This window comes from Lysinibacillus sp. TE18511, from assembly GCF_054062295.1.
Map to the genome: position 1 here is coordinate 1 of NZ_JBSSFD010000040.1, position 26380 is coordinate 26380.

General features: G+C 36.6%; 24 protein-coding genes and 2 pseudogenes. 19 read left to right on the plus strand and 7 right to left on the minus strand.

Annotated features, from left to right (window positions below):
- Positions 1 to 861 (plus strand): amino acid permease (locus ACVWXS_RS21015; protein WP_456960026.1); only part of this gene is annotated, 861 nt, incomplete at its 5' end.
- A 230-nt stretch (positions 862 to 1091) separates the two neighbouring features.
- The gene (locus ACVWXS_RS21020; protein ID WP_456960027.1) at positions 1092 to 1265 is read left to right on the plus strand and encodes a hypothetical protein; all 174 of its coding nucleotides are present in this window, start codon (positions 1092 to 1094) and stop codon (positions 1263 to 1265) included.
- A gap of 568 nt (positions 1266 to 1833) precedes the next feature.
- Here the strand turns inward: ACVWXS_RS21020 and ACVWXS_RS21025 are convergent.
- The gene (locus tag ACVWXS_RS21025; protein WP_456960028.1) at positions 1834 to 2664 is read right to left on the minus strand and encodes a glycerophosphodiester phosphodiesterase; all 831 of its coding nucleotides are present in this window, start codon (positions 2662 to 2664) and stop codon (positions 1834 to 1836) included.
- 322 nt (positions 2665 to 2986) lie between these two features.
- Here ACVWXS_RS21025 and ACVWXS_RS21030 point away from each other — a divergent pair, with 322 nt between their 5' ends.
- The 3 genes from ACVWXS_RS21030 (at position 2987) to ACVWXS_RS21040 (ending at position 4980) form a co-directional block, all read left to right on the plus strand.
- Positions 2987 to 4258 carry an MFS transporter gene (locus ACVWXS_RS21030; RefSeq protein ID WP_456960029.1) on the plus strand — a complete coding sequence of 424 codons (1272 nt, stop codon included), beginning with the start codon at positions 2987 to 2989 and terminating at the stop codon, positions 4256 to 4258.
- A gap of 376 nt (positions 4259 to 4634) precedes the next feature.
- Positions 4635 to 4820, plus strand: a complete 186-nt coding sequence (locus ACVWXS_RS21035) for a transposase (RefSeq protein WP_456960051.1) — start codon at positions 4635 to 4637, stop codon at positions 4818 to 4820.
- A gap of 49 nt (positions 4821 to 4869) precedes the next feature.
- Entirely contained in the window at positions 4870 to 4980 is a 111-nt protein-coding gene (locus ACVWXS_RS21040) for a hypothetical protein (RefSeq protein WP_427519991.1), read from the plus strand.
- Between the two features lie 227 nt (positions 4981 to 5207).
- On the opposite strand, the gene ACVWXS_RS21045 is transcribed toward ACVWXS_RS21040, so the two are convergent.
- Positions 5208 to 6119 (minus strand): LysR family transcriptional regulator, encoded by a 912-nt coding sequence (locus tag ACVWXS_RS21045; protein ID WP_427519990.1) that lies wholly within the window; start codon positions 6117 to 6119, stop codon positions 5208 to 5210.
- A gap of 210 nt (positions 6120 to 6329) precedes the next feature.
- On the opposite strand from ACVWXS_RS21045, the gene ACVWXS_RS21050 reads away from it, so the two are divergent.
- The 9 genes from ACVWXS_RS21050 to ald all read left to right on the plus strand — a co-directional run bounded on the left by ACVWXS_RS21050 (position 6330) and on the right by ald (position 19268).
- Entirely contained in the window at positions 6330 to 7706 is a 1377-nt protein-coding gene (locus ACVWXS_RS21050) for an aminotransferase family protein (RefSeq protein WP_456960030.1), read from the plus strand.
- A gap of 35 nt (positions 7707 to 7741) precedes the next feature.
- On the plus strand, positions 7742 to 9163 hold the full coding sequence (locus ACVWXS_RS21055) for an NAD-dependent succinate-semialdehyde dehydrogenase (RefSeq protein ID WP_456960031.1): 1422 nt from the start codon (positions 7742 to 7744) through the stop codon (positions 9161 to 9163).
- Positions 9164 to 9763: 600 nt separating this feature from the next.
- On the plus strand, positions 9764 to 10420 hold the full coding sequence (locus tag ACVWXS_RS21060) for a GNAT family N-acetyltransferase (protein WP_456960032.1): 657 nt from the start codon (positions 9764 to 9766) through the stop codon (positions 10418 to 10420).
- A gap of 157 nt (positions 10421 to 10577) precedes the next feature.
- Positions 10578 to 12212, plus strand: a complete 1635-nt coding sequence (locus ACVWXS_RS21065) for an amidohydrolase (RefSeq protein ID WP_456960033.1) — start codon at positions 10578 to 10580, stop codon at positions 12210 to 12212.
- A 248-nt stretch (positions 12213 to 12460) separates the two neighbouring features.
- On the plus strand, positions 12461 to 13816 hold the full coding sequence (locus ACVWXS_RS21070; protein ID WP_456960034.1) for an APC family permease: 1356 nt from the start codon (positions 12461 to 12463) through the stop codon (positions 13814 to 13816).
- A gap of 12 nt (positions 13817 to 13828) precedes the next feature.
- The gene (locus tag ACVWXS_RS21075) at positions 13829 to 15217 is read left to right on the plus strand and encodes an APC family permease (protein ID WP_456960035.1); all 1389 of its coding nucleotides are present in this window, start codon (positions 13829 to 13831) and stop codon (positions 15215 to 15217) included.
- A gap of 77 nt (positions 15218 to 15294) precedes the next feature.
- Entirely contained in the window at positions 15295 to 16548 is a 1254-nt protein-coding gene (locus ACVWXS_RS21080; RefSeq protein ID WP_456960036.1) for an ArgE/DapE family deacylase, read from the plus strand.
- Between the two features lie 120 nt (positions 16549 to 16668).
- Complete coding sequence (locus ACVWXS_RS21085) at positions 16669 to 18096, plus strand: aldehyde dehydrogenase family protein (protein ID WP_423474267.1); 1428 nt, start codon at positions 16669 to 16671, stop codon at positions 18094 to 18096.
- A 26-nt stretch (positions 18097 to 18122) separates the two neighbouring features.
- Positions 18123 to 19268 carry an alanine dehydrogenase gene (ald, locus tag ACVWXS_RS21090; protein WP_427519983.1) on the plus strand — a complete coding sequence of 382 codons (1146 nt, stop codon included), beginning with the start codon at positions 18123 to 18125 and terminating at the stop codon, positions 19266 to 19268.
- Between the two features lie 103 nt (positions 19269 to 19371).
- On the opposite strand, the pseudogene ACVWXS_RS21095 reads toward ald, so the two are convergent.
- The 5 genes and pseudogenes from ACVWXS_RS21095 to ACVWXS_RS21115 form a co-directional block, all read right to left on the minus strand.
- A pseudogene (locus tag ACVWXS_RS21095) lies at positions 19372 to 19768 on the minus strand (IS3 family transposase); the annotation flags it as partial.
- 192 nt (positions 19769 to 19960) lie between these two features.
- A complete protein-coding gene (locus ACVWXS_RS21100; RefSeq protein ID WP_368635712.1) occupies positions 19961 to 20365 on the minus strand; it encodes a MaoC family dehydratase in 405 nt (134 codons plus the stop codon).
- Positions 20366 to 20420: 55 nt separating this feature from the next.
- A complete protein-coding gene (locus ACVWXS_RS21105; RefSeq protein WP_456960037.1) occupies positions 20421 to 20924 on the minus strand; it encodes a hypothetical protein in 504 nt (167 codons plus the stop codon).
- Between the two features lie 79 nt (positions 20925 to 21003).
- The gene (gene phaQ, locus ACVWXS_RS21110; protein WP_368635714.1) at positions 21004 to 21414 is read right to left on the minus strand and encodes a poly-beta-hydroxybutyrate-responsive repressor; all 411 of its coding nucleotides are present in this window, start codon (positions 21412 to 21414) and stop codon (positions 21004 to 21006) included.
- 341 nt (positions 21415 to 21755) lie between these two features.
- On the minus strand, positions 21756 to 21983 hold the full coding sequence (locus ACVWXS_RS21115; protein WP_456960038.1) for a hypothetical protein: 228 nt from the start codon (positions 21981 to 21983) through the stop codon (positions 21756 to 21758).
- Positions 21984 to 22153: 170 nt separating this feature from the next.
- On the opposite strand from ACVWXS_RS21115, the gene ACVWXS_RS21120 reads away from it, so the two are divergent.
- From ACVWXS_RS21120 to ACVWXS_RS21140, 5 genes and pseudogenes are all read left to right on the plus strand, one after another.
- Complete coding sequence (locus ACVWXS_RS21120) at positions 22154 to 22657, plus strand: polyhydroxyalkanoate biosynthesis repressor PhaR (RefSeq protein ID WP_402984489.1); 504 nt, start codon at positions 22154 to 22156, stop codon at positions 22655 to 22657.
- Between the two features lie 51 nt (positions 22658 to 22708).
- Entirely contained in the window at positions 22709 to 23491 is a 783-nt protein-coding gene (fabG, locus tag ACVWXS_RS21125; RefSeq protein WP_368635717.1) for a 3-oxoacyl-[acyl-carrier-protein] reductase, read from the plus strand.
- A gap of 67 nt (positions 23492 to 23558) precedes the next feature.
- Positions 23559 to 24644, plus strand: coding sequence for a class III poly(R)-hydroxyalkanoic acid synthase subunit PhaC (phaC, locus tag ACVWXS_RS21130; protein WP_368635980.1), 1086 nt, complete (start codon positions 23559 to 23561; stop codon positions 24642 to 24644).
- A gap of 74 nt (positions 24645 to 24718) precedes the next feature.
- A pseudogene (locus tag ACVWXS_RS21135) lies at positions 24719 to 25307 on the plus strand (MFS transporter); the annotation flags it as partial.
- 233 nt (positions 25308 to 25540) lie between these two features.
- Positions 25541 to 26299: an IclR family transcriptional regulator gene (locus ACVWXS_RS21140; protein ID WP_456960039.1), complete on the plus strand. Its 759-nt coding sequence runs from the start codon at positions 25541 to 25543 to the stop codon at positions 26297 to 26299.
- The last annotated feature ends 81 nt before the right edge of the window (positions 26300 to 26380 follow it).

Sequence of the window (26380 nt, forward strand, 5' to 3'; positions counted from 1 at the left end):
GTTCTAGGATTAGCCATTATTTTCTTCGGTGTTGGCAACCACGGTGAAGCAATTGGCTTCGATAATTTATGGGCACACGGTGGCTTCATGCCAAATGGTTTCCATGGTATTTTAATGTCACTAGTATTAGTTATGTTCTCATTCGGTGGGGTTGAATTAGTTGGTATTTCTGCAGGAGAAGCAAAAAATCCTAGCAAGTCAATTCCTTCAGCTATTAACAACATCGTTTGGCGTATTTTAATTTTCTACATTGGTGCATTAGGCGTTATGATGGTTATTTATCCTTGGAACGAAGTTGGTTCAGAAGGTAGCCCGTTCGTTCAAATTTTCGATTACGTCGGCATCCCTGCTGCGGCTCACATTATTAATTTTGTTGTAATTACAGCAGCAATGTCTGCATTTAATAGTGGTTTATACGGTTCAGGACGTATGCTACACAACTTATCGGTACAAAAAAATGGTCCAAAATATTTTAAAATAGTAAGCAAAAACGGTAGTCCGCGTAGAGGGATTTTATTTTCTTCAGCGGTGTTATTAATTGCGGTTGTCTTAAACTATGTAGTACCTGAAAAAGTGTTCATCTATATTTCTGCTGTTGCGACTGTTGCAGTCATTACAAGCTGGATGATTATTTTATTAGCACAATTGAAATTTAGAAAGTCAAAAACGAAAGATGAAGTAGCCGAACTGAAATTCAAAATTCCGCTTTATCCATTTTCTACGTATATTGCCATTGCATTCTTATTAATGGTTATTGTATTAATGGCGTTTATTCCAGAAATGCGTGTTGCCCTATATGTCGCACCAGTTTGGTTTTTAATCATATTTGTTGGATACAAAGTAATAAATATTAAAAAGTAGTTAAATCATTTCATTTAACTGATACTTCTTCAACAGACATATGTAAAAAAGTCCTTTTGGTTAAATCGATTGGTTACACCTATCTCAAAAAATTAATAATTTTTATACACTAGAAAACGTTAATATCGTTCCCAACACTAGCTTGGTTATCGAAGAAAAAAGTACGTGGCGAAACGTATTTATTAATTCTCCAACATAATGAGGAAGCTGGAGACGAGGTGCGTAAAACATTGCAAAAATTAAACACGAAGCTAAAATCAAAAACAATACGCAATGCTTTTATTGAAATGACGGTAGAAATCCGCTTAGTAGATGATAATACGGCCTTTATGAATGTATTAAATAAAATTGAAGGTGTGCATTCTTGTTCACTTGTAAACTATACTGGTGATTATGCCCAGTAATTAGGTGAAGTATATTCAGGTCCAATGGGCCAACATTGTGGGTACTAGGTGTGAAAACGTAGAGGAGCACAGATGACTTCAGGAAAGCTGGATAGATCTGTGCTCTTATTTGAATTATAAATAGGAACACGGTTATAATGTGTATCCTAGATTTATCTAATTATTACTCGTTATTAACAATGAAAGTGAAGCAGAAGACATTTTATTATCTCTAGTATGCTATCGGAATGATAATATCTCGAATGCTTTGTCTGAGCTTATGGAGCGCGGCTTGTTTCATAATCCGATTGTTTTTAAAGATGCACCACAAGATATTTAAGATCAGCTTTTGGAGTGTCAAATGCAGCCGCCAAAATGGGCGAAGCAGTTGTATGTAACTCCTGAAACATACGCTCTTGATGGAGGATGGGAGCTTACCCCTGACGGAGAGAAGCGTGACCTAATTAACCATTTATGTTATGCAAACAGGCAAGCAGAACAACTGTATGATGATTTAAATGAAGTACATCATGCCCGTATTCTTAGGATAAGCCCCAAACTACTCCTTCTTAACTTCTCTACAAATATATTAATTTCTAGGATCTACATAATTTGGATAATCAGAAATTATTGCATCTACCTTCATTTCGAATAGAAAGTCTGCTGCTTCTTGACTACGTACCGTCCATGATCCAATTTTCATATCATTAGAGTGAACTTGATTCACTAATTCTTTTGTTACAATTCCATAGCTTGGGTTAAACCAATCCGCATAGGTAGAAAATTCTTTTAAAGCATCCATAGTTGTATGTGCACGATTAGAAGTTAATACACCAATTTGAACTTGAGGAAGAAGCTGATTCATCTTTTTCATTGACTCAAAGTTAAAAGATTGAATGATGATTTTTTTATTTTGTGGTTTATCCAGATTTCGTTCTTTTATTAACTCTGCCACTTGTTCTTCAATACCAGGGTAATACTCTGGAGCTTTTAATTCTATTAAAATTCCAACCTTCCCATGGTAACGATCAAGAATCTCTTCAAATGTTGGAATTTGTTCGCCTGTAAATTGTTCCCCTTTCCAACTACCTGCATCAAGACTTTTAAGTTGTTCAAGTGTTAAATCCCCTACTTTTCCTGTCCCATCTGTTGTACGATCTACTGTTGTATCATGAATCGATACTAATTCCCCATCTTTACTTCTTTGAACGTCTATTTCAATATAATCGGCTTTCATATCAACTGCTAAATCATAAGCAGCAATCGTATTTTCAGGTGCATAACCTGCTGCACCACGGTGTGCTACATTTTCTACCTGTTTTCTTTCGCCTACTGTTGGTTTTTCTGCAAACGCTTGATTGAACGGGGTGAATAACAATGAAAATGCCAGCCCTGCACCTATTAATAACTTTTTACTCATTTTCTCCATCTCCTATCTAAAAATATGTATTCAACTATATTTTAGAAAAGGGATGTTGAACTAGTATGTAGATATTTTTAAAGCTTAATAAAGACTGTGTAAACAAAAATTCGATCTTTTCTCTTAGATTTTTTTACAAAGCTACTAATGTAATTAATAGAATAGATATACTCTACTACTCTCAATGCATAACAAAATTTCTTGTTCACGATTAAAAGCATTTTCAACCAAATTCAAATCATAAAACTACTTTGAAAAACAGGTTTTTAACGTTACCTGTAATTCATATATATAGAGTAAAAGCTAATAGGAGTAGAAATCATTGGACAAACAAAATAGCAGATATAGATGGGTTGTATTTGTTTCTGTATTATTTACTTATTTGTTAATGGCGAGTCAACGAACCGCCCCAGGATTGATTACAGACCAATTGATGCGAGATTTTAATGTAACAGCATCAACAATTGGGTTATTGACGAGTATACAATTTTTTGTATACACGAGTTTGCAAATTCCGATGGGGATTTTAGCTGATCGATTTGGGCCAAATTTTTTTCTTATTATTGGTGCTACTTTTACAGGTTTAGGTACTATTATTTATAGTCTAAGTACACATGAATTCGTCCTGTTTTTGGCCAGAATACTAACTGGGGTAGGGGATGCGACCATATGGGTTAATATGGTGCTAATTTTGGCCCAATGGTTTCAACCAAAGGAATTTGTTCGATTAATTGGACTGGCGGGCATGACAGGAAGTCTTGGTTTCTTATTGGCGACAGTACCTTACTCCACGTGGATACTTTTATTTGGTTGGAGGGTAACATTTTTCTCTGTAGGACTACTATTATGTTTATGTGGTTTTCTCCTTTATTTTGTACTTGTAAAAAAAACAAAACAAATTTTGGGGGATGAGCAAGTAGTTGATACAGCAGAAGTGCAACGTGAAAAAACATCAGTTTTACTACGAAGAATATTTTCAAATCCACAAGCGTGGGCTCTATTCTTTTGCCATTTTGGGGTAGTCGGCGGTTATGTAGGGTTTATCAGTTCGTGGGCAGTACCATATGGGATGAATGTGTATGAAATGACTCGTTCTGATGCCAGCCAGCTGATTATGATCGGTCTTATCGGGGCACTTATTGGAGCACCTCTAGCTAGTTGGATTTCAAGTCGATTAGAAACAATTAAAAGACCGTATATTGTCGTTCATATCATTGTTTTATTAGGGTGGTTTTCTTTCCTTTTATGTAATGGTCATCCTTCCTTTTTCTTTCTAATTATTATTTTTTTTATCATTGGCTTTGGATATGGGGCAAGTGCATTAACCTTTGCAGCTGTACGTCAATCTTTTAAACTTGAAGAATCAGGAATTGTTTCAGGGATTGCGAATACGGGCGGCTTTCTAAGTGCTGTATTGCTACCTATCATTTTTGGATATATATTAGATCATTTTCAATCAACTTCAGGAAATCTAGTTGATGGATATTACTATGGTTTCATCACGCCAGTTATCTTCTCCATCGTTGGTTTGATTGGAGTGATTTTATTTAAGGAAAAACGTCAGAGCTTAAATAAGAATAATAAACAGGGGTAAAGAGCATGGAAGCAAAGCAACCATGGTGAAGGATATCCTGATGTTTTCATTGGGACGTATAACGTTATACTTAGAGAAATAAGCACTTTCGCTTATGATTCAATTTTACAGTACTCGGTAAGTCGAGGTTCTGTACAAATGGATTGTATGTGTAGGTGCTTTTTTCTTCCAGGGCTCCTTGTTCTTGTATTGGTCTGGCCATACATATAGAGTAACGCATAATGACCTGATCCACCATGTACATAACATCAAGCACAATTGACATATAAAAATCCTAATCCGTACACTAAGTACATTGTTTTTTTGTCTATTTATCACCCTAGAACCTCCTTGATGATGGTGCATCGATAGAATAGTAGAGAAATGTAGTTTAATACTGAGTGATCCAACCACAATTCGAGTAAAAGTTCTAATAAGACGGGGTTGTGAAGCAAGGGGAATCATCATTTTGCAAGGCAGTACTGGGAAAGACCATATTCATTTGTTACTATCATACCCACCAAGTTTGGCACCAAGCAAAATCTTGCAATATCTAAAAGGAAGATCGTCAAGACTGTTGTAAGACGAATTTCCTGAATAAAAAAAGATATTGGGACTAACATCTATGGGCGATGGGATACTTTTGTGTGACAGTTGGTACAGTAAACGAGGGAATTATAAGAAATTACATTGCGAAACAATTTAATGAACATGAGAATGATGTTTTCTGTATTGAAGAATGAGTTTAGTCCATATTCAGTGTGCTTGAGCACAAGAGCTTTGAGAAGGGCTTCAGCCATAAATAAAAAAGACTTTAGTCGTGGACATTCATGACAAAATCCACCTGCTTTAGCAGGTGGTAATTTAAAGCACTCTTATCTTAACTGATATTAAAGTGAGAATGCTTATTTTTATTTATTATGCATTATCTACCGAATATTTTAACTTAAACGCCATTACTTAAATCACATTAATCATTGAAAATGCTTGTCATTTTCTCTGCAACCTCTTCGGTAATCGCAAGAAATCGTTTGGAAATTGATGTCATGTAACGATCCTTAAGTGTAATTATATTAAGTTTTGTTTGTAACACTGGATTTGCTAGTGGTCTAAGTACCGGTAAATCAGGAGAATTAAGTAGCTTGAAACAGCTAGGTACAAAACAAATTCCTGCGCCTTTCATTACCATCATAAGTGTTGGTAATGTTTCTGTTCCCCAGTAAACGACATTAGGCGTAAATCCACTTTTTTGGCATGCCTCGATCACATCATCAGCAACACCTGATCCATAAGATGTTGTATTTAAAAGAAATCGTTCGTTTTTCAAGTCTGCAATTTCAATAGAATCTTTTTCACATAGATGATGGTTGGGTGGAAGAGCTAAAAGTAAAGGTTCTGTTAGTAGTGTTGAAGTATGGATGTCCTCCGCTCTCACTGAAGTTCGGACAATTCCAATATCTATTTTATGACTTCTTAGTTCTTCTAAAATATAGGATGTATTACCCTCGCGAACATGTGTAACTATGTTAGGAGTTTCCTTTTGAATTTTTTTTAAGACATTTGGCAAAATAAATAGATTTGCTGAGGTAGTACAACCCAATTTCACAGTACCTCTAATTCCTTCATGAAACTCGACTAATTTCTTCTCTGTATTTTCAGATAAATCAAGTAATTCTTTTCCTTTTTTATATAAAAATACTCCACTTGGTGTTAATTCAAGAGATCTACCTAAACGATTAAACAAAGTGACATTTAATTCTTGTTCAAATTTTCTAATTAAAATACTTAAGGGGGGTTGAGTCATTTGCAGGGCAGTAGCAGCTTTTGTAATGCTACCTTCCTCAACTACTGTAATAAAACAATGTAAACGATGAAGGTTCATTTTGATTACTCCTCCTTTTAGTATTCATAAAATATATGAAAGTCATATAAATATTATAATTTACATTATAAAAATGTAAAGATATACTATTTACATAATTAAGAATAATTAGAAAATTAAAGTTGGATTCAATTTTATTTTGAAGTTAGTTGGTACCAGAGTGTGTCCATCCAATCGCAAATTATTAATTTATAAATGGAGGTTTTATCAATGACAACTAAAATTACTCAACAATCAAAAACTGTAGAGTTAGCTAAACTGGACAAAAAGCACTTGCTTCATCCTGCTACAAATCCGAAGGCTCTGATTGACAACGGACCGCCTATTATCTTTGCTAAAGGTAAAGGCGTTATAGTTACAAGTACGGATGATGTGGAATACATCGACGGAATGTCAATGCTTTGGAACGTAAACTTAGGACATGGGAACAAAGAACTTGCAGATGCGGGTAATAGTCAATTATCTACTCTTGCGTATGCATCATCATTTAAAGGATTTTCAAATGAACCATCCATTCTTCTTGCCGAAAAATTAGCTGAGTTAGCACCAGGAGATTTAAATAGTGTATTTTACACTTCAGGTGGGTCTGAATCAAATGATACAGCAATTAAATTAGCTCGTTTCTACTGGGAGCTTAAAGGGAAATCAGAAAAAAGAAAGATTATTGCGCTAACGAATGCTTATCACGGTGTAACAATAGGAGCGCAAACAGCTACTGGTCTTGCAGCATTCCACAAGTTCGCATCATCAAATATAGACGGAGTTGTTCGTGCAACAGCCCACCTATTAAACAGCGAGTTAGGTGATAAAAGTGACCCGAACTATGCAGATTCTATCCGTGGAACAATTGAAAGAGAAGGTGCGGAGACGATTGCCGGAATTATTATTGAACCTGTGCAAGGTGCGGGTGGAGTTAATATTCCACCAGAAGGTTACTTAGAAGCAGTTCGTAAAATCTGCGACGAGCACAATATCCTTTTCATGGCAGATGAAGTTATTTGTGGATTTGGTCGTACGGGGAAAATGTTTGGTGTAAACAACTGGAATGTTGTCCCTGATATGATGTCAATTGCAAAAGGAATTACGAGTGGTTATTCGCAACTTGGCGGGGTCATGATGAATGATGAAATTAGAGAAACAATTGCAAACTTCGATGCTGTTATCCCACATGGTTTCACATATAGTGGCCATCCGACTGCTTGTGCGATTGGACTGAAAAACATTGAAATACTAGAGCGTGATAATATTATTGACCACGTAAACGAAATGGAGAAAGAACTTAAAAAAGGTTTAGATTACTTAGCTGAAAAACATAGTATTGTAACAAATTGCAGAGTAATTGGTCTGTTGGCTGCATTTGAACTTTATGAAGATCCAACAAGTGGAAAATTGTTTGATCCAACTGTTTTCCCAGCAAATTCGGTAGTTGACGCATGTTTCAATCGCCAATTAATAGTAAGAGCACTCGGGGCGCATAACCAAATTGTGGCAATTGCACCGCCGCTTATTATTAACAAAGAAGAAATTGAAAAAATGATTCAAATTATAGACGATTCGATTACTGCTTTTAAAAATACACGCGAGTAGTGGTGGTTATAGTTAAAAAAGGGGGAGGTTCTCTAGTGCTTTATATAAATGGTGAATGGCGAGATACAGGAAATAAATTAGATGTAACAAATCCTGCGACAGGAGAAATAATTAGAACTGTTGCTACAGGTGGTAAAACTGAAACTAAAGAAGCAATCAAAAGTGCGAAGAGAGCATTTGAATTCTGGGGTAAGACAACTGGAAATGAGCGCAGCAACTACCTGTTTCAAGTGGTTCAATTGATGAAAGAAAAAACAAAAGAATTAGCTGAAACAATTACACTTGAAAATGGTAAGCCTTTACCAGATGCTACTCGTGAAGTAGCAGGTGCAATCGGCTATCTAGAATGGTATGCAGAGGAAGCTAAGAGAATTTATGGGGAAACAATTCCTGCATCTGCAGCTGATAAACACTTAATGGTAATTCGCGAACCTGTTGGGGTATGTGCAGCTATTACACCATGGAATTTCCCGTTATCGATGATTACAAGAAAAATTGCACCTGCACTTGCTGCAGGTTGTACGATTGTTTTAAAACCGGCTGACTTAACTCCTCTTTCGGCGATAAAAGTATTCGAATGCTTTCATGAAGTTGGACTACCTGCTGGAGTTGCAAACCTGGTAATTGGCCCAGCTGAAGAAATTGGGAACGAGATGACGAGTAACCCAGACGTTCGTAAAATCACATTTACTGGCTCGACGCGTGTGGGGAAAAAACTTATCCGTGATTCGTCTGATACAGTGAAGAAAATATCAATGGAGCTTGGTGGACACGCACCGTATATTGTGTTTGAGGATGCTGATATTGACGCAGCAGTTAATGGTATCTTAGTGTCTAAGTTTATTAACTCAGGTCAAACTTGCATCAGCACCAACCGGATTTACGTAGCAGAAACTGTAGCTGATGAATTCTCAGGAAAGTTAGCTGAAAAGGTATCTAAATTAGTTGTAGGAAATGGATTAGAAGATGGCGTAAATGTCGGTCCAGTAATTAATGAAGTGGCTCTTGAAAAAGTGAAAAGTCAAGTAGAAGACGCTGTGAAACATGATGGTAAAGTAATTGCGGGTGGTAATGTATTTACATTAAATAATGGTAGCGGTTACTTCTTTGAGCCTACAGTTATTAAATATGCAAGCGATAATATGAAGATTACAACAGAAGAAACATTTGGACCAGTTGCACCAATTTATACATTTAAGACGGAAGAAGAGGTAGTTGAAAGAGCAAACCATCCTGAATATGGTCTTGCAGCTTATTGTTATACGCGAGACATTGGTCGAGGCTTACGAATGATGCGTGCTTTAGAGTTCGGAATTGTTGGTATTAATGATCCAGCTCCAGTGGTTGTGCAAGCTCCGTTTGGTGGTATGAAGGAAAGTGGAATGGGGAAAGAAGGCGGTTGGTACGGACTTGAGGAGTACTTGGAGAAGAAGTTTGTATCGATCTTTATAAAGTAATTAAAAAATTGTTACTAATCTAGGGGCTCTACATCAAAGTCTGTACTTGACAGCACATTCCACTACAGGCGGACGCTTTCCTGGAGGCGAACCTTGAGTCTCCTCGTCGCTAACGCTCCTGCGGGGTCTCAAGTTGTTCGCTAATCCCCAAGGAGTCGCCGCCATTCGTTCCATGTGCTTACATGGCATAAGATTTACATTAAATCAAGTGCATATTGTGGTTATGACTCAATCTAGGTAACTAAATATATTGTGGTAGACTTTTCTGCATTCTCCCAAAGATTACTTTCCCCATACTTAGTTTATAAAGGATGTGGATTAAATCTACACAATTAATAAAGTAATGAACTTTAACAGGCGTGTTGATTAGGGGTTTATTGAATAATTTCACCCTTATTCCTCAGCTTCCTAATAATATTTACCGTATAAATAATGCCAATTTTATAGATTGTAGCGAAGCGGCTTGACGCTCGCTCGCAGGAAAGCGAGTATCCCGTAGCGGAAATCACCCTTTTCTTTCATTAGAATTAGATAAAATTAGTTAATCAACACACCTGAAACTTTAATTTAATTTCAATAAAATAAGAGGGAGGATTTATTATGTCTCAAGTACATTTTAAAAAAAATGGACAAGAAATAGTTGTCCGCAATATTTTAAAAGAGGATCTTGCTGAAGTTGCCGCACTTTCTTTGATGTGTTTTGGACCTGATATGGCATTAAAATATGAACATTTTGAAAGTCAGATTGAGTTGTTTCCTGAAGGTCAAATTTGTCTAGAATATAACGGTAAAATTGTAGGAACCGCTTTAAGTCTAATTGTGAATTTTGAAGATTACGGAGATAGTCACTCCTATTTTGAAATCTGTGATTTAGGATTTATTCGAAATCATAACCCTAATGGGCGAAATCTATATGGTATTGAAGTTGGTATACATGAAGATTATAGAGGGTTACGATTGGCGCATCATCTCTATGATGGTCGAAGAAAGATATGTGAAAAACTTAACTTAGAAAGTATCTTAGTTGGTGGTCGTATACCTAATTACTATAAATATGCTGAGCAGATGAGTGCAGATGAGTATGCGCTTGAGGTAATGAAAGGAAAAATATATGATCCTGTATTAACATTCCAAATGAAAAACGGATTCATCCTAAATAAAATAATGCCTGGCTATTTACCTGGGGACGTTGAGTCATTAGAATATGCAACACTTTTGGAATGGAAAAATATGGTTTATAAACTTAAATTAGTATGAGTCTTTTGTCCGTTATGTTCGCCTATTTTAATAGGCGAACAGTGGATGCCCATTGTTTATTGCGATTATTTAACCTCTTTAGTTATGTAAGCGCTTTCAATCGATTGTTATAAGAGTTCCATTAGAAGTAAATCTTAGGTAAAGAGAGGAGTTATAAATGGTTATCGCTGATAAAGTTATTTCAAGTGAAGCAGTATTTACAGGTTTAGAAAATGAAGCAAAGCCAGCTGCTATTGCGATTAAAGGTAACAAAATCATTGCGGTAGGTTCGATGGAGGAGATAAAACCATTTATAGATTTAGACACGAAGGAATATCATTATGGCAACCAACTTATTATGCCAGGATTTCATGATGCTCACCTTCATCTCATGTTTGGTAGTCTTTTCTCGCATGCAAGTATCAATTTATCGGATGCTCATTCAGAAGAAGAAGTTACTAGTTTAGTAAAGCAATTCTCGGAAAACGTGCATGCTGATGAGTGGATTATAGGCTATGGATGGGATCATACAAATTGGGCAGAGAAATGCTTGCCGACACGTTTTTCTTTAGACAAAGTAGTTCCTAATCGCCCGATTATTCTTTTCCACGCAGAAGGTCATTATTCGTGGGTTAATAGTTTAGCACTTGAAAATGCTAGGGTTACAAATGAAACTGAAGACCCTCCTAATGGTACGATTCAAAAAGATGAAAATAATGAAATCACAGGAATTCTTCTTGAAACAGCAATGAATTTAGTTGTGGATATTGCTCTCTCATTTCCGGATAAACGGAAAGAAGAATTGTTTGAAGAGTTCTTAAAAAAATCAGCTCAATTAGGCATTACATCAGTAAATGATTTGTTTGCAAGTAGTTTTGATAAGTTAAATAGTTTCGATATGTATAAGGCATATGATGAAGCCGGAAAACTTACGACTCGAATTCATCTTTACCCTGAGTTAAATGATGATATAGATAGAGCGATAAGCTTGCGTGAAAAGTACAATTCCGAAAAATTACAGCTTGCAGGACTTAAGCAGTTTATTGATGGCGTTGTAACTGGACATACCGCATACATGTTAGATCCATACTTAGACAAACCTATAACACGAGGGAGTACTGCTTTTCCTGTAGAAACGATCAAAAACTGGGTGACAAAAGCGGACAAAGAAGGATTTCAAATTCGTTTCCATACAATTGGTGATGGCGCAGTTAGGCTTGCTCTAGATATATTTGAAGCAGCAAGGATGGATAATGGTGTGAGAGATTCACGACATGCGCTAGAGCATATTGAAGTGATTCATCCAACAGATATTAAGAGATTTAAAGAATTGGGGGTTGTTCCATCTGTACAGCCTTCTCATCTAGCATTGATGCCAAAAGAAAGTCATACATTGCGTGTCGGTAAAGAAAAAGACCCTTATACGTATTTATGTAAAACGTTATACGACGCAGTCGAGTATATTGCTTTTGGTACAGACTATCCAATAACAACATTAGATCCTTTTAAAGAAATTTTCCATGCGATTACGAGATTAGACTTTACTAGTGATTATGAGTGGAATAGTCAAGAGCAGATAACACTCGCAGAAGCGTTGAAAGCGTATACAATAGGTTCAGCCTACAGCACATTCAGAGAAAAAGATTTGGGTACATTAGAAGTTGGAAAATTAGCAGATATTATTGTACTAGATAAAAACCTCTTTGAAATAGAAAATAAAGAAATTCTGCAAACGAAAGTTTTGTTAACCATTATGGATGGTGAAGTTGTATATCTTCATTCAGCAGAAAACTCCCACCTCTACAGGTGGTGAGATGAATGCGGTTTTGGTTCCTTTTCAGTGGATGTCCAAACACCTACTGAATGAAAATAAAGCCTCCGGCGGATGTCACGGATTTTGAATTGTGCGGGCACAATTCAAAATCCGGACGCAATTACGCCAAGGCGAAATTGATAGTGAATCAGTCTACAATCCTACTATTTTAGTTAATTGATCATTTTACCGGGAAGATTTTTTTATTACTATTCGAGGAGTGAACAAAAATAAAACATCCAGTTAATTTGTCTAGATCGCTTTCTTTAACGTCTGTTGTTGTTACTGGGATGGCCTTTATGGCTTTAACTACAGTGTTTAGCACATACGGTATAGCCTCTAAAATATCTCATGGAATGGTCGCCGGATCGTATGTACTTGCATTAATTGTGATGATGTTTACGGCTCATAGTTATGGTCAAATGGCAAAAGCGTACCCCATTGCGGGATCTGCCTATACCTATGCGCAAAAAGCTATTAATTCTCATGTAGGTTTCTTAGTGGGATGGGCAATTTTAATGGATTATCTCTTGATTCCAATGGTTAACTTTTTACTATTTGGTATTTTCTTCTCAGCTGCTATACCTGAAGTTCCACAGTATGTTTGGATATTTACATTAATAGTTCTTGTGACGTTTGTAAATGTTAGAGGTGTAAAGTTAAGCGCAAATATCAACATGATTGTAATAGGCTTATCAGCATTATTTATAATTGTCTTTTGCATCTTATCAGTTAAATCAATAGTAACTGGAACCGGGACTGGCATTTTATTTAACCTTGATCCCTTTATTAATACCGAGGAGTCATTTAAGTATATAGTTGCTGGTGCTGCACTATTATGTTTCTCTTTCCTCGGTTTTGATGCAGTTTCTACTTTTTCAGAAGAAGTAAAAAATCCGGAGAAAAACATACCGCGTGCAATATCTTTAGTAACAATAATTGGTGGATTATGTTTTGTTGTCGTATCTTATTTAGCACATAATGTTTGGCCAGATTATACGAGTTTTAAAGATTCTGATTCTGCTTCCTATGAAATTGTTTTCCTAGTAGGCGGGAATGCCTTACAAGCAGCATTCCTAGCAAAAACTGCAGTGGTTGTATTTGGTTCCGCGTCCGCATCTCAAGCAAGTGCTGCACGTGTATTATACGCAATGGGAAGAGATGGACAATTACCTAAAAATTTTTTTGGAAAACTAAATAAAAGAACGAGAACTCCGGTTAACAACATTTTATTAATTGGTCTTTTATCATTATCTGCATTGTTTTTAAGTCTAACCTTTGTCGCGTCTTTCATTAACTTTGGCGCCCTACTTGCATTTACTGCTGTGAATCTATCCGTCGTTTTTTTATATTACGGTAAGCGAAAAGAACGCTCCTTAAAGGGAACTATCTTCTATTTGATTTTTCCATTAATCGGAGCAGTACTTACAACTTGTTTGCTTATCAACCTAGATTTTTATTCGATTGCTCTTGGTAGTGTTTGGTTAGGAATTGGTGTTATTTATTTATTATTTATGACAAAAGGTCTTAAGCATAAACCACCAGTGCTCAAAACAGATGAGATTGATTCGTCGCAGTTTAATGAAGCAGCTAAAAATATGTAAGGGGATGGATGAATGACAGATAACACTACGCTCAAAAGGTCATTAGGTGTTTGGTCAATTGTTGCTCTGGGATTAGGATATATGACGCCTACAGTGGTCTTTGATACGTTTGGTATTGTATCAAAATTAACAAATGGTGTAGTACCAATGGCGTATTTTGTCGCCTTGTTAGTAATGGTATTGACAGCGATTAGTTATGGAAAGATGGTACAGGTATTCCCGGCTGCTGGTTCAGCATACACTTACACCCGGGAAACAATGGGGTCTCACCTAGGATTCCTCGTAGGATGGGCATCGTTATTAGATTATTTATTATTACCTTTAGTTAATGCATTAATTATTCGAATATATATGGAATCTCTGTTTCCGAATGTACCTGTTTGGATTTGGGTTTTTGCTTATGTCATTGTAGTAACTGCAATTAATGCTTATAGTATGGAATCAACATCCGGCTTAAACTTTATACTCGTTGTTTTCACGATTTGTTTAATAAGTATCTTCTTAATACTTGCTTCTGTACAACTTTATCACGGTATGGGAAATGGTACTTTATTCACGATTCATCCACTATCACATGAAAATGTGAAATTAATAGCGGTTTTAACTGGGGCAACAGTAGTAGCTTTCTCGTTTATCGGTTTCGACGCAATAACTATGTATACGGAAGAAGCAAAGGATACATCAACAGTTCCTAGAGCAATCCTTCTAACTGTTCTAATCGGTGGGGGTATTTTCTTTATTGCTTCTTATTTTACACAAGCATTATTCCCCGATTTTTCTGTGTTCGAAAATGTAGATGATACATTGCCGGAAATTGGTTTATATGTAGGAGGGGAGTTATTCCAACTGCTTTTCATTGCAGGAGCTTTCGCTGCTACTGTAGCTTCAGGACTTGCATCTCATGCAAGTGCATCTCGTTTGCTGTTTGTTATGGGCAGAAATGGTGTACTTCCTAAAAAAACTTTCGGATACTTACACCCTAAATTTAGAACGCCTGTTTTTACGATTGTTTTGACGGGAATCGTATCATTATTTGCAATTGGACCAAATTTAGAATTAATTGCTTCAGTCATTAACTTTGGGGCATTAATTGCATTCACATTCGTTAACCTATCTGTTATTGTTCATTTCTATATTCGTCAGAAAAGGAGATCAGGCAGTGAAACCGTTAAATACTTAATAATGCCTTCTTTCGGAGCATTAGCTACTGGAGTTCTTTGGTATCATTTACACGCTGATGCATTTATAGGTGGAATCGTTTGGCTAATAATCGGAATCATTTACATGCTGTTTATAACAAGATTCTTTAAAAAAGAACTTGGAAGCATGGACTCTATTGATGACTTGGAGTCATTAGATAAAGAGATTTTTAATGAAGATAAGATTAAAGTCTTGAATTAACTTTTTAGAGGATGAGAATCTCTTAGATAATCTTCCTCTTTTTAATGACACAAGAAGTAAATAAAGGAGTGATTGCTTTGAAAGAAAAAATTCGACTGTATATAGAAGAAAATAAAGAAGAATTATTTAAAACAATTCAAGATGTCGTACGTATAAAAAGCGTTGTTGGTAATGAACAAGAGATGCAATTATACATGAAAAAAAAATATGAAGAACTTAACTTGATTTTGCATGAGATTGAACCAAAATATGAGAAGGTTTCAGCTCATGAAGCGTTTATTGATTCAGGTATTCCGTTTGAAGACCGAAAAAATATTATCGGAATACATAAAGGTGTCTCCAATGGTAAGTCATTAACGATTCATGGGCATGTAGATGTTGTTTCTCCAGAACCATATTCAAACTGGACAATGGACCCATGGAGTGGAGTTATTATTGGAAACAAGTTATACGGTCGAGGCTCTGCCGATATGAAAGCAGGACTTATTTCAAATTGGTTCGCATTGAAAGCATTAATTGATTTAGGTTATCCAATTGCTGGAGATGTTCAGCTACATTCAGTTATAGAAGAAGAAGCTGGTGGTGGAGGCGGAGCTTTAGCATGTTTGGAGGAAGGCTTCGTAACAGATGGGTACATTTCGACAGAGCCACATAATTTGAATATGACAATAAGTCATGGGGGGATTATGTATTTCCGAGTGTACGTAAAGGGAAGAACAGCGCATGCTGGTTTAGCGCATGAAGGCATAAATGCTATTTCAAAAATGATGAAAATCCTTAGTGCGCTGGATGAATTAAGTGAATGGCGTGCTAAAAATGTTAAGTTTGATTTATTTGAAAAGGGGTCTGGACAGTCCGTTCACTTAAACTTAGGTGTACTAAAAGCTGGGGACTGGGTATCGACAGTTCCAGGGGAAGCAATCCTCGAAGGAAGAATTGGTTTTATCCCAGGGGAAACTCGCGAAGAAATTAAGGAACTAGTACAAGATGCGATTATGAAATCTGTCTTAGGCGATGAGTGGATGGATAAAAATCCACCTGTTATAGAGTGGTTTGGATGGTCAACGGAGCCATGGTACCAAGATCCTGAGAACCCTTTTGTAAAATTATTCATCGAAAATGCAGAAGATGTTATGGGACATAAAGTAATAATGGTTGGAAGAGCTGGAGGGAATGATGCACGATTTACTCAGTATTACGGAAAACAAGGATTGTGCTTTGGGCCAATTGGAGAAAATATGCATGGACCAGATGAATGTGTTCATTTAGATAGCATAGTAGAAGTAACTAATGTTTTGGCAAATTATATTATTAAGTGGAGCGAGAGTTAGTCATCGCTAACTTTTGGGAATATCCATTTCAAACTAAGATAGTGTCTCTCATAATGCTTCTAGCTTGGGTAGCTGAATGATTAGTATTGGCAAATAAGTTGTAATACGAAAGGTGAGGTAATTATATTGAGGAAAAATTTATTTATCAATGGGGATTGGGTGGAAGCAGCAGAGTATACAGAATTATACTCTCCATATAGTAGCGAGGTCATTGCAGAAATACCGAAGGCAAATGTCGAGGAAGTAGAAGCAGCTTTAGTAGCTGCCGATGCTGCACGTAAAACGATGGCGAATATGCCTTTGTATAAGCGTGCGATTATTCTTGAAAAATTAGCTACTTTATTAGAAGCACGTGCTGAAGAAGCAGCAGAGCTAATAGCACTAGAAGCAGCCAAGCCTATTTCAACCGCCAAAGCTGAAGTTCAGCGTACAATTCAAACGTATAAATTTGCTGCTGAAGAAGCAAAGCGAATACACGGAGAAACAATTCCTGTGGATGCTGCCCCCGGTGGAGACGGGCGCATTGCCTATACGGTTCGTGAACCATTAGGCATCGTGGCAGCCATTACACCTTTTAATTTCCCAATGAATCTAGTAGCTCATAAAGTAGGGCCAGCAATAGCATCAGGTAACACGGTTGTATTAAAACCTGCAAGTCAAACACCATTAACTTCCTATTTTATTGGTGAATTATTAGCAGAGGCAGGATTACCGAAGGGTGCGTTAAATATCGTTACTGGTGCAGGTTCTTTAATTGGTAACAAATTAGTCACGGATCATCGCGTGAAAAAGATTTCTTTTACAGGTAGCCCCGCTGTAGGTATTGGCATACGCAATCAAGCAGGTCTTAAGAAAGTAACGCTTGAATTGGGTTCTAATGCGGCTGTTATTATCGATGAAAATGTTAATATTGATAAATTAATTCCACGTGTCGTTTCCGGTGCATTTGCATTCCAAGGGCAGGTATGTATTTCAGTTCAACGAATCTATGTTCACGAAAAAATGTATGATTTGTTTGTAGATAAATTTGTAGCAGCTACAAAAGAGTTGAAACTTGGTGATCCCCTAGATCCTACAACGGATGTTTCAGCCTTAATTAGTCCACAAGATGTAAAACGAACATTAAGTTGGATTGAAGAAGCAAAGGGGCAAGGGGCAATTATTGCAACTGGTGGAGAATCTGAAGGGAATATCTTACAACCTACCGTACTATTAAATGTAAAACCGGAGCAGAAGGTTTCCTGTCAGGAGGTATTCGCACCAATCGTATCTATTATGAAGTTTACATCTATTCAAGAGGCATTTGACCAAGTAAATGACTCCAAATATGGTTTGCAAGCTGGTATTTATACAGATAATATCCATGTTGCTTTACAGGCAACGCAAAAACTCCATGTAGGTGGTGTCATTATAAATGATATTCCTACATTCCGTTTAGATCATCTACCATATGGTGGCGTAAAGGAAAGTGGTATGGGAAGAGAAGGGCTGAAGTATGCAATTGAGGAAATGACAGAAATGAAACTTGTAGTTATAAACCAAAACTAATAAAAAAATAGGTAGGAGGAAATATAATGATAATTGGTGTACCTAAAGAAATAAAAAATAATGAAAATCGAGTAGGAATTACTCCAGCAGGTGTAGAGGCTTACAAAAAAGGTGGTCATGAAGTAATAATTGAATCGAGTGCAGGGCTAGGTAGTGGATTTACAGACCAAGATTATTTAGATGTAGGCGCTCAAATTACTAAATCGACTAAGGAAGCTTGGGATGTTGATATGGTGATTAAAGTGAAGGAGCCGATTCAGGAGGAGTACAAATATTTTAAAGAGAATCTTATTCTCTACACATACCTACATTTAGCTCCAGAGCCAGAATTAACGAAAGCTTTGCTTGAAAGTAAAGTTACTGGAATTGCTTATGAAACAATTCAATTAGATTCAGGTGCCTTACCGTTGTTAACGCCAATGAGTGAAGTTGCAGGCCGAATGTCTGTACAAATTGGTGCACAGTTTTTAGAAAATTCTAAAGGAGGAAAAGGAGTTCTCTTAGGTGGTATTCCTGGTGTTGCACCTGGAAATGTAGTGATTGTAGGTGCTGGAGTTGTCGGGACGAATGCTGCGAAAATGGCAGTAGGATTAGGTGCAAACGTAACAATTTTAGACGTTAATATTACACGCTTAAGTCAAATAGATGATATGTTCCAAGGACGTGTTCGTACACTTGCATCAAATACCTACAATATCGCTGAAGCAGTGAAAACAGCAGATTTGTTAATTGGTGCTGTGCTAATTCCAGGTTCACGTGCACCACAATTAGTTTCAAAAGAAATGATTCAAACGATGCAAAAGGGGTCTGTTGTAGTGGATGTAGCGGTAGATCAAGGGGGTTCTATTGAAACAATTGATCGAATTACTACTCATAGTAATCCTACTTATGAAGTATACGGTGTTGTGCATTACGCAGTTGCGAATATGCCAGGTGCTTGCGCGCGTACCTCAACAATGGGCTTGTCAAATGTAACTGTTCCATACGGTTTGCAAATAGCTAATAAAGGCTATCGCCAAGCTGCTTTAGATAGTCCTGTTTTAGCGAAGGGGATAAACGTAGTAAATGGAAAAATAGTATATAAAGCGGTAGCTGATGCACATGGATTACCATATACGGATCTACAAGTAGAACTAGCAGCAGATTCAACTTCGGCGTTCGCAGTTAAATAGAATAAGAGAAATAATGTTATTTGAAATGAAAAGAAGGAGAAAATTGGTAGGGAACGTAAATCTGATGTGGTACCCAAGTCAAGGACAAAACTAAAAAAAGAGATTAAGTCGCTAAGAGATGGTTTCTGTATTGCACAGGAGCCATCCTTTTTAGATTCCATTGATAACGATAATTATTGTAATAGACCATATAGTGATTGATTTTCGCTTTTAGTTCCTCAAGTGTCTTCAAGGAGCTAAAGTCTACTTCGTCTTTAAAATGACCGAAAAATGATTCCTGTGGCGCATTGTCCCAACAGTTTCCTCGGCGTGACATCGATTGACCTAAGCCATGTTTTTTTAAGAGCGTTTGATAGCGTGGGACCCCCTTGATCTGAATGGATAAAGGCCTCTGGATGAAGCTGAGCGCGCTTATTACGGATCAGTTTTTCAATCGTTCCCGTAGCTATTTCGAGCGTGATTCGGTCTGAGACATGGTAGTGAAGGAAGCGGCTCGATGCTTGCCCGCGGAAAGCGAGTAACCCGTAGCGGAAATCAACTTACTACTTTAGTAGTAGTGGGGAAAATTGGTTAAACAACACTCCTGATATTATATAAATTTAGTGGTTGAAGAAAATTGAAGTCAATTGCGACAAAAAAGTAGACGATTGTGCCAGCTCAAACTTGGAACATAATCGTCTACTTTTGTTTAATCATTTCATAACAACTGCTTCTCCATCTACGACAATTTCATCCAATTGGTTTTTGACAATTGTGCGTAGGCGAATTATTTTTTTTCGGTCTTTTTTCTCTAAGACTTCGACTTCAGCCGTGACGGTGTCTCCAATTTTGACAGGCGCTTTAAAATCCACTTTTTGTGATAAATAAATTGTATCTGTTCCAGGGAGTTTTGTCCCTAGTACTGCTGAGATGAAACCAGCTGTAAGGATTCCGTGTACAACACGTTCCTTAAAAATGGTTTGATTTGCATACTCAGAATTCACATGGACTGGGTTAAAGTCACCTGTTATTCCTGCAAATTGATAGACATCTGATTCGGAAATAGTTTTTGTAAAACTAGCCTTATCGCCTATATGGATCTCTTCGTAGTTAGGCACTTTCTTAAAACCTCCATATTCATGTTGTAGAAAGGGGTTAACTCAATAGGGAATTTTAAGACTTAGTAAGCTTTAATATCCCTTTATGAGTTGCTTTCATTTGTTCAGTTAATTCTTCTATTTTCTTAAAATTTTCAGTACGATCTTTTTGTTGGCTTTCCAGCGCTTTTTTCATAGTCGCTTCTAATTGTTTTTGTGATTCAATGAACAAATCCAACATTGCATGGCTCGGACTCCATGAAAGTAATTGGACTCTTTCTGTAACATCTTGAATACTGTTCAACCATTCGGAAACTTGCTCACCTTGGTTGATTCTACTTTGCTCTACTTTGCTTAGTACTTTCTCGTTCCAATCCTTTGTAACTTTTTTAGACTCTTCTTCCATTGTGTTCAATGTCTTTACTGAAAAATTGAGCAGTTCCTTTTGGTAAGAGAATGCTTGTAGTGCTTTTTGTTGCAGATCTTCTTGGAAATTTTGCACAGCATTAAGGTTGTTTAGCCAACCATCCCAAATCATATCCACCTGGTTTACAAATTGTTTGTCTTGTACCGTTGCCATTAATAATTCCTCCTTTAACATGGTTCCATAAACTCATGAGATGTATAATGAATGCAAATTTTTGCATAACATCCTATCGTTAGTCGTCATCATTCTTCGTTTGAGAAGCAGATCTAAAAGGGGAGAAAAAGGGATTATACAAATTGAAAAACTGATCCAACATTTTTTGATAATGGCTTAAAGATCCTGCCCACATTTCCAAATATTGTTCACCGGCTTCTGTAATTGAGTAAATCCGCTTTGCTGGACCACCTGATGTAACATCCCACTCGGATGTTACTAATGCATCTTTCTCAAGTTGTCGCAGCAAGCGGTAAAAATTCCCTTGGTCTACTGATTCAATCCCAAATTGCATGATTTTCTCCATTAATTCATAGCCATGGCTATTCCAATCACGTAAATGTAACAACATGATTGGTACAAGAAAATTTTTAGGCGTACCCATACTTGTTGTTTTACTTTTTTTTGCTTTTTCTGGTTTATGTTCCATCGTTATCCACCTACCTAATATAAAAATACTTATACATGTAAATTACACCTATCTGTTTTAATTGTCAACTTTAGGAATCTAAGGTAAATTATTTTAAAATAATGAAGGATTTTCTATTTTTATAAATGTGTAATGTAGTACTCGACTGCTAATTAAAGCAATTAATAAAAGAAAAATAGTAAATCCTAGATTATATACCCACCAAAAGAACTGATTTTAAAGAGAATCATCATAGATTTAAATTTGCTTTCATAAATATATAAAGAGAAACATAAACATGTACTTTGGTGTAGATTGTAAAATGTTTCATGAGGTAATTTTATAATGAGACTTCCAATTTATTAGAGGCATAAAGAAGGTTCATCACCAAAACGTGTGGTTGATTTCCGTTCCGGCTGTGCGCTTTTATCGCTGCCGCTTCGCTTTCGCGCAGATAAAACATTTTGTCGCTGCCGCTTCGCTTTCGCGCAGATAAAACATTTTGTTGCTGCCGCTACGTTAGCACTACGCTTTCGCACAGAGCAAAGCTTCCTGGGGGCGTCCGATGAGTCGCCCAGCCTCGACTCCAATCAACTTTTATACATAGCATACGTTTTAACTAATGTCATCCACACCTTTTGGTGATGAGCCATAAAGAATAATATTTTGAATTTTTTGTAAAATAAAAGTAAAAAATATGTAAAAATAGAAAATATATGTTATGATCTCAACGGTAGTTCATTTAAGGAGGTGATATTCATTGACTCAAAAAATTCCATTTGAACCTTTTACGATGTGGAAGGATATGTACGAACATACTGAAAAGGCATGGCATGACGTTATTCAGGATACACTTGGAAAAGAATCCTTCTCTGAAGGGTTAGGCAAAATCCAATCTAGTTATTTGCAATATCATAAAATGATCAGTAATTTTACAGAAGCTTATTTCAAACAAGCAAATATTCCTACACGAGATGAAGTCGCAAATGTTGCCTCACTTGTCATCAACCTAGAAGATAAAATCGATGATATTGATCATCAACTCTATGAAAATAGTGAAACAGTGACAAAAGAGATTAACCAATTAAAACGTTCTGTTGGTAACTTGGAGAAGAAATTCGACAAGGTGTTAGAAGCTTTAACAGAACTGGATAAAAAAATACAAATAGGTGAAGTCATCGTTGCAACGAAAACTGAAGCAACACAGCCTGAGGCAAAGGCGACACCACAATCAACATCAGAGGATACAAACACAAAGAAATAATACTTAATTCTCATTTTTTTAAACATTTACGAATTAGGAGTGATTTCAATTATGGTACATTTGCAACCAAATGTTTTAGAACCAGCTGAATATGTAAAGCCTCTTGAAGGAAAAGTAGCAGTTGTCACAGGTGGGTCACGTGGTATTGGTGCAGAAATTGCTAAGGTATTAGCAAGAAATGGAGCACTAGTTGCGATTAACTATCAAAGTAGTTCGGGAAAAGCAGATGACATTGTTCACGAAATTGAACAAGAGGGTGGCACTGCATTTGCATTTAAAGCAGATGTAATGGTGGCAGATAATGTCCATAAATTTATTGAGGAAGTCTTAGAACGTTACGGCCAAATTGATATTCTCATCAATAATGCTGGAATTACAAGAGATAAAACATTCCGAAAGATGTCGATTGAAGAATGGGAAGAAGTAATTAATGTCAATTTAAATAGTGTATTTAAGACGACATCTGAAGTAATCAATCATATGCTCGAACAGAAATATGGACGAATTATCAATATCAGTTCAATTATCGGTCAATCTGGTGGTTTCGGTCAAACAAACTATTCGGCTTCGAAAGCTGGATTACTGGGCTTTACAAAATCACTAGCGCTGGAGACTGCAAAGAATGGTATTACTGTAAATGCAATTTGCCCAGGTTTCATTGAGACAGAGATGGTTTTGGCGATGCCAGAAAATGTGAAGGAATCTATAATTGCTAAAGTGCCAATGCGACGTTTAGGGCAAACTGATGAGGTTGCTGATACGGTTCTATTCCTCATAAAGTCGAGTTATATTACCGGTCAAGAAATCAATGTAAACGGCGGATTGTATATGTAACTAATGGTAAGAGCTTCCTAGAGAAGCTCTTTTTATGGGTGAACGATACTGAAGGAGGGGTCGCATGATGAATCTTGGTACGCAAGAATTAGAAGATTGGATCAATCAAATGCAAGGAGATTCTAAGAAAAGTTTTAATCGTTTCAGACGTTTGACAGAAGTCATTACAAGGGAACCTGAACCCAAAGTTGGCCAGACACCTAAAGAAGTAGTCTGGACAAAAAACAAAACAAAGTTATATCGTTATCAGCCTGCATTAAAGAAAACGAATAAAGTTCCGATTCTGATGATCTATGCCCTGATTAATAAACCATATATATTGGATCTTTATCCGGGCAACAGCTTAATCGAGCATTTAACAAATCAGGGACATGATGTCTACTTGTTAGATTGGGGAACAGCTGGTCATGAAGACCGACACATGAAACTAGATGATTATATATTGGATTATATACCGCGTGCTGTAAAAAAGGTGCTTCATACTTCTGCGGCAAAAGAGATCTCACTTCTTGGCTATTGCATGGGTGGGACAATGACAGCTATTTTTACTGCACTTCATCCGCACTTGCCGATTCGAAATCTTATTTTATTGACGAGTCCAATTGATTTTGAAGATGCTGGACATTATTCAAATTGGTTGGATAAGCGATACTTCAATTTAGATCAGTTAGTCGATACACTTGGCAATGTACCATTCGAAATGATTGATTATGGCAATAAACTGCTAAATCCAATTTCGAATGTTTACGGCCCATACATCAGTCTTGCAGATCGAGTAGAGAATGAAGATTTCGTATTAAACTGGAAGCTTATGCAAAAATGGCTTAACGATGGGATTCCGTTCCCTGGTGAATCATACAGACAGTGGATTAGTGAATTTTATCAAGAAAATAAGTTGATTAGAGATGAGCTCTATATCCGTGGACACAAGGTTGAGCTTTCCAAAATCAAAGCCAATTTGTTAAATATTGTCGCAACGCGTGACAATATTGTTCTACCACAACAAATTGAGCCGCTCAATGACAAAGTTTCAAGTAAAAATAAAACACTTCATTATGTAAATACAGGTCACGTATCTGTTGTAACTGGCCGAAAAGCAATTAACGAAATCCATCCATTCATCGAAAATTGGCTAACAGAAGCATCTATCTAACGGTGTTTAGTGCTAGTCGTAAAAAAATAATAAAAAATTGTGCATGAAGAACATTCAAAAAAACGTAGTCAGAAATATTTTCAAATCCGCAAGCGTGGGCTCTATTCTTTTGCCATTTTGGGGTAGTCGGCGGTTATGTAGGATTTATCAGTTCGTGGGCAGTACCATATGGGATGGATATGTATGAAATGACTCGTTCAGATGCCAGCCAGCTGATTATGATCGGTCTTATCGGGGCACTTATTGGAGCACCTCTAGCTAGTTGGATTTCAAGTCGGTTAGAAACAATTAAAAGACCGTATATTGTTGTTCATATCATTGTTTTATTAGGGTGGTTTTCTTTCCTTTTTCTTTCTAATTATTATTTTCTTTATTATTGGCTTTGGATATGGGGCAAGTGCATTAACCTTTGCAGCTGTACGGCAATCTTTTAATCTAGCGGAATCTGGAATTGTTTCAGGGATTGCGAATACGGGCGGCTTTCTAAGTGCTGTATTGCTACCCATCATTTTTGGATATATATTGGATCATTTTCAATCAACTTCAGGAAATCTATTTGATGGATATTACTATGGTTTCATCACGCCAGTGATCTTCTCCATCGTTGGTTTGATTGGAGTGATTTTATTTAAGGAAAAACGTCAAAGCGTAGGACAAAAATAGAATATCCGCATTTTTTAACTAGCATAGTAATCGAGGGAATCAAAATAAGAATAACAAGCAGGGGTAAAGAGCATGGAAGCAAAGCAGCCATTCTTTGCTCCTGTTTTTTATGCCTTTGTCAATCTGATTTACAAGGTATATAAAAATAGTAAGATGTTAGGTATAATTATTAATTAAGAAAAGAAAAATGATGATTAGATTAAATCTAGTATAGAAGGGAGAGAAAACTTAAATTGACAAATAATAATAAAACGGTTATCCGTTCAATGGATATTTTAAATTTATTTATCGATCATACTGAACTGTCATTTCAAGAAGTAATTGAGTTATCAGGAATCCCTAAAACCTCTGCTTTCCGCATGTTGAAATCTTTTGAGGAAATGGAATTTTTAGAAAAGGGAACTGATGCAAAATATAGGTTAGGTATTCTCTTCCTTAAATTTGGACATTTAGTATCAACGCGCCTAGATGTGCGAAAAATTGCAGATCCAATTATGAATGAGTTACATAATGATGTAAAAGAAGCGATTAATTTAATCGTTCGTGATGGTGATGATGCTGTTTATATCGAGAAAATAGATACGAAGCAAAAAGTTCGACTCTACACAGCAATTGGTAGAAAAAGTCCTCTTTATGCAGGGGCATGCCCTCGTGCTGTTTTATCCTTTTTACCAGATGCAGACATAAAGGAATATCTCGAATCGGTAGAACTTAAATCATTTGCAATGGGGACGATTACAGAAAAGGAAAGGCTTTTTGAAACGATTGTGCAGGCTAGAGAACTTGGTTATACAATCAGCCATTCAGAATTAGAAAATTATACATCTGCTGTTGCAGCACCGATTTACGATCATAAAGGAGAAGTCGTTGCAGCAATGAGTATTGCGGGACTAGAAAGCAATTATCGAGGGGAAAACGTTGAAATCTTCGTCGATAAACTTAAGAAGGCTACCGCAGAGATTTCTAAACAATTGGGGTATGAACAGCTTTAAAAAATGGGTAGTCTCAAAAGTCATTTGAGATTACCCATTTTGCGCTGAAATTGCTAACTGAAAACATTACTATCTAAATAA

What these genes read in the sequence shown, in the direction of transcription:
- ACVWXS_RS21025 (WP_456960028.1), bottom strand. Translation starts at nt 2,664, where the DNA reads ATGAGTAAAAAGTTATTAATAGGTGCAGGGCTGGCATTTTCATTGTTA.
- ACVWXS_RS21040 (WP_427519991.1), top strand. Translation starts at nt 4,870, where the DNA reads ATGGGATACTTTTGTGTGACAGTTGGTACAGTAAACGAGGGAATTATA.
- ACVWXS_RS21045 (WP_427519990.1), bottom strand. Translation starts at nt 6,119, where the DNA reads ATGAACCTTCATCGTTTACATTGTTTTATTACAGTAGTTGAGGAAGGT.
- ACVWXS_RS21050 (WP_456960030.1), top strand. Translation starts at nt 6,330, where the DNA reads ATGACAACTAAAATTACTCAACAATCAAAAACTGTAGAGTTAGCTAAA.
- ACVWXS_RS21060 (WP_456960032.1), top strand. Translation starts at nt 9,764, where the DNA reads ATGTCTCAAGTACATTTTAAAAAAAATGGACAAGAAATAGTTGTCCGC.
- ACVWXS_RS21065 (WP_456960033.1), top strand. Translation starts at nt 10,578, where the DNA reads ATGGTTATCGCTGATAAAGTTATTTCAAGTGAAGCAGTATTTACAGGT.
- ACVWXS_RS21075 (WP_456960035.1), top strand. Translation starts at nt 13,829, where the DNA reads ATGACAGATAACACTACGCTCAAAAGGTCATTAGGTGTTTGGTCAATT.
- ald (WP_427519983.1), top strand. Translation starts at nt 18,123, where the DNA reads ATGATAATTGGTGTACCTAAAGAAATAAAAAATAATGAAAATCGAGTA.
- ACVWXS_RS21105 (WP_456960037.1), bottom strand. Translation starts at nt 20,924, where the DNA reads ATGGCAACGGTACAAGACAAACAATTTGTAAACCAGGTGGATATGATT.
- phaQ (WP_368635714.1), bottom strand. Translation starts at nt 21,414, where the DNA reads ATGGAACATAAACCAGAAAAAGCAAAAAAAAGTAAAACAACAAGTATG.
- fabG (WP_368635717.1), top strand. Translation starts at nt 22,709, where the DNA reads ATGGTACATTTGCAACCAAATGTTTTAGAACCAGCTGAATATGTAAAG.
- phaC (WP_368635980.1), top strand. Translation starts at nt 23,559, where the DNA reads ATGAATCTTGGTACGCAAGAATTAGAAGATTGGATCAATCAAATGCAA.